2 protein-coding genes are annotated in these 3,628 nt (G+C 64.8%); both read left to right on the top strand.

All coding sequences use genetic code 11. The annotated features are described in order from the left end of the window. Positions 1-366: 366 nt before the first annotated feature. The gene (locus IRZ24_RS18035; RefSeq protein WP_297167362.1) at positions 367-1,680 is read left to right on the top strand and encodes a helix-turn-helix transcriptional regulator; all 1,314 of its coding nucleotides are present in this window, start codon (positions 367-369) and stop codon (positions 1,678-1,680) included. Between the two features lie 268 nt (positions 1,681-1,948). Beyond that, on the top strand, positions 1,949-3,265 hold the full coding sequence (locus IRZ24_RS18030; protein WP_297167361.1) for a helix-turn-helix transcriptional regulator: 1,317 nt from the start codon (positions 1,949-1,951) through the stop codon (positions 3,263-3,265). Positions 3,266-3,628: the final 363 nt, after the last annotated feature.

Raw genomic sequence — 3,628 nt, 5'->3', positions numbered from 1 at the left:
TGGCGGCTTCGCCATTTGGGAGTGCGCCCGAGGTGGCACGGCTGCGCGCGCTGCTGGCGGGTCCCAGGCGGGGGAAGCCTGGCCCCCAGTCAGTTTGAGCAAGAGTATGCAGGAAGCCAGCAACGAAAGCAAGGCCCAGGCATCGCTTCAGCTTCTCCACTGCTGGCCGCCAGGCCCCGGAGAGCGGCAGCGGCGCGGTGGGTGCGGGCCGCTCCCGGGAGCGGGGGCCGGGAGCCGCTTGCTTGCTCCTTGCTGGGCGAGACGGGGCCACTTCTGTGTGTCGGAGATGCCTCCATTACAACATCACCATGCCCCTATGCAAAGCCCGTCAGCCGTGTGCATGTGAAGGAAGGGAGATGAGAGGCGATGCAGCAGGCAGCAGATGGAGCAGCGCGGGAGGAGCACGCGCGCGCTGCTTCCGGTCCGTGGTGGGTCCAGCAGGGCTATCCTCCTTTTGAGGAAGATGAGGCTGGCTGGCCCCACGCTGGTCAGGTGGTACGATACTTTCGTCAGCGCAAGCGGCGGCCTGACGGCAAGTGTTGGACACAGGCCGATCTGGCGCGGGCGCTGGGCATTTCAGAAAGAGCGGTGAGAAATATGGAAGAACGCAAAGAAGGGCTCGACAGTATCAGCCGTCGGCGCTTTTTGGCGGAGACGCTGGCGATCCCGCCGGTGCTGCTTGGGCTGGCAGAGATGCCCGGTTCAGGTGGGGTCAGCGCCGCCTTGCGAGAACAGGTGGGGCCTGCTGTGATCACGCGCAGAGCCGTTGATCCGGAAGCCGCAGCGCAGCGGCTGGAGGCCCTGTATCACACGCACTGGCGGCAAACAGCAGTGGCCCGGTTAGCCGAGGCGAAGCAGATGATGAGCTTGCTCTATGAGGCGCTCCCCTGGGCCCGGTCTGATCAGCCGAAACTGGCCTCACTCCTCGCACAATATCACTTGCTGAGCGGGGAGGTCCTGCGAGATCAGCAGTGCTTCCAGGAGGCAGAAGAGCACTTTGCGAAAGCTGTGAGATGGGCTCAGCATCTGGATGATGTGGCCCTGCTCGGAGTAGCGCTGGAACGGCGCATCACGAATTGGTATGATGCACATGATCTCCGCGGAAGCCGTGATGCAGAGGAAGCTCGGTCCTTGCTGAGACGGCTTCCTCCTCTGGTACAAGCCGGCCTCCTGATCCGTCTCGGCGTGTTTGAGGCATGGGTTGCAGCCCAGCAAGGGAAAGTAGCCTGGTCTTCGGTGGCGCGTTGCTTTGACCAGGCCATAACGCTCTTATCTCACGGTTCCTTAGAACCTGTGTACCATTTGCGTGTTGACCTGACACGGTGTCTGGTGGACCGCGGGGCTGCACTGATCGGTATGGGATGGAATAAAGAGGCGCTAGCGGTGCTGCCTGCGGAAAGCCCAACAGAGGAAACCGGGCCTCGTCGCCAGCACGCTTATGCGGCCATCCTGATGGCCCAGGCCTATGCCAACCTGGGCCAGTATGAAATGAGCGTGATGCTGGCTCAGGAGGCGATCCCTGCTGTCCAGCAGCTCCAGAGTGCCGTCAATTTGGCTCGGTTGAAGTGCCTCACTGACCAGTTGGCGGCTTCGCCATTTGGGAGTGCGCCCGAGGTGGCACGGCTGCGCGCGCTGCTGGCGGGTCCCAGGCGGGGGAAGCCTGGCCCCCAGTCAGTTTGAGCAAGAGTATGCAGGAAGCCAGCAACGAAAGCAAGGCCCAGGCATCGCTTCAGCTTCTCCACTGCTGGCCGCCAGGCCCCGGAGAGCGGCAGCGGCGCGGTGGGTGCGGGCCGCTCCCGGGAGCGGGGGCCGGGAGCCGCTTGCTTGCTCCTTGCTGGGCGAGACGGGGCCACTTCTGTGTGTCGGAGATGCCTCCATTACAACATCACCATGCCCCTATGCAAAGCCCGTCAGCCGTGTGCATGTGAAGGAAGGGAGATGAGAGGCGATGCAGCAGGCAGCAGATGGAGCAGCGCGGGAGGAGCACGCGCGCGCTGCTTCCGGTCCGTGGTGGGTCCAGCAGGGCTATCCTCCTTTTGAGGAAGATGAGGCTGGCTGGCCCCACGCTGGTCAGGTGGTACGATACTTTCGTCAGCGCAAGCGGCGGCCTGACGGCAAGTGTTGGACACAGGCCGATCTGGCGCGGGCGCTGGGCATTTCAGAAAGAGCGGTGAGAAATATGGAAGAACGCAAAGAAGGGCTCGACAGTATCAGCCGTCGGCGTTTTCTAGCCGAAACCTTGCAGATTCCGCCGGTGCTCCTGGGGCTGGCAGTGGCTCCAGCCGTGCCAGCATCGTCGGTTGCTGCAGGCTACGCGCCTGAGTCGGCAGCTGCGCACGTGTCGCGCTTTGCCGTGGACTATGAGCAGCTGCAGGAGCAAGAAGAACGCTATTGGCAGGAGTATCATCGGGGAAATGCCACAGCAGCCCTTCCCAGGATTCAGACGACCCTGCAGGCCCTCTATGCCCAGCTGCCTTTTGCAGGCAGCGAGCGGTTCCGCACGACGCGCCTGCTGGTGTCCTATCACCTGCTGGCCAGTGCCATTACCCGAGATCAGCGGGCCTATAGCCAGGCCATTGAGCATGCCAGCCGGGCTATTGAGCTGGCCCAGAGCCTGGACCATGCAGAACTGCAGGCCGTGGCTCTCTACCGTCGCCAGACGGTCTGGCTGGATGCCAGGCATCGGCAGCTTGCCCTCCAGGATGCGCAGCAGGCCCGGGGGTTGCTGCCCTCTCTGCCTCCCTGGCTGCAGGCGGCGGTGTTGATCCGTGGTGGCTTTAGCCAGGCGTTTGCCCAGGGTCGTGTTGAGGGGAGCCGAGCCCTGCGTGAGATGGAGCACGGGGCAGCGCTCTTACAACGGGAGCCGGCTCCGGGCGACGCGCGGGCGGGGCATTTTCTGCGGATGGATCTGCGCCGCTACCGAGTGGATAAGGGCGCAGCGCTGCTGGAAATGGGGCGCCCAAGGGAGGCGTTGGAGGTTTTGCCGCAGCAACGCCGGGCAGGGGCAGCTCGCCAGAGTGCCTTTACAGATCTGTTGATCGCGCAGGCCGCAATCGAGCTGGGAGACTACGAGATGGGGGCAGCCCTGGCGCTGGAGCTGGTGGGGCCGCTGCGTCAGATTGGGAGTCAGGTGAATCTGGAGCGGGCGAGACGGCTGACGGAACGGCTGGCGGCTTCGCCATTTGGGAGTGCGCCCGAGGTGGCACGGCTGCGCGCGCTGCTGGCGGGTCCCAGGCGGGGGAAGCCTGGCCCCCAGTCAGTTTGAGCAAGAGTATGCAGGAAGCCAGCGACGCCGACGATGAGGGCGTGCGGAAAGAGCGCCTGCATGTCGAACGCCCACATGCCGGTCCCCACGTCAGGGGGCCTGCCTGTGTTGACGCCGACGCGGCTCGCCGCGATCCCTCCGGGACCAGGTCCCTGCGTGGCGGGAGCAGGAGCGCGCTCCTGCTCCCCGGGGACGGTGCTCGGGCGCGCTCAGGAAGAGCCTCGTCGTTCTTGTGAAGCCCGTTGCCTCTCCCAGCACTGGCGCAGATAGCGCGTCCAGGCGCGCATCTCTTCCTGCCCTCGCTCCAGGTAGCTCGCGCGCAGCGCCTCCGGCGGCGGATCAGCGGCATAGACGGGCCTGATC

The sequence above is a fragment of the Thermogemmatispora sp. genome (genome assembly GCF_019683755.1).
In the GTDB taxonomy this organism is placed as follows: domain Bacteria; phylum Chloroflexota; class Ktedonobacteria; order Ktedonobacterales; family Ktedonobacteraceae; genus Thermogemmatispora.
This window is presented reverse-complemented; position numbering and strand designations above follow the sequence as displayed.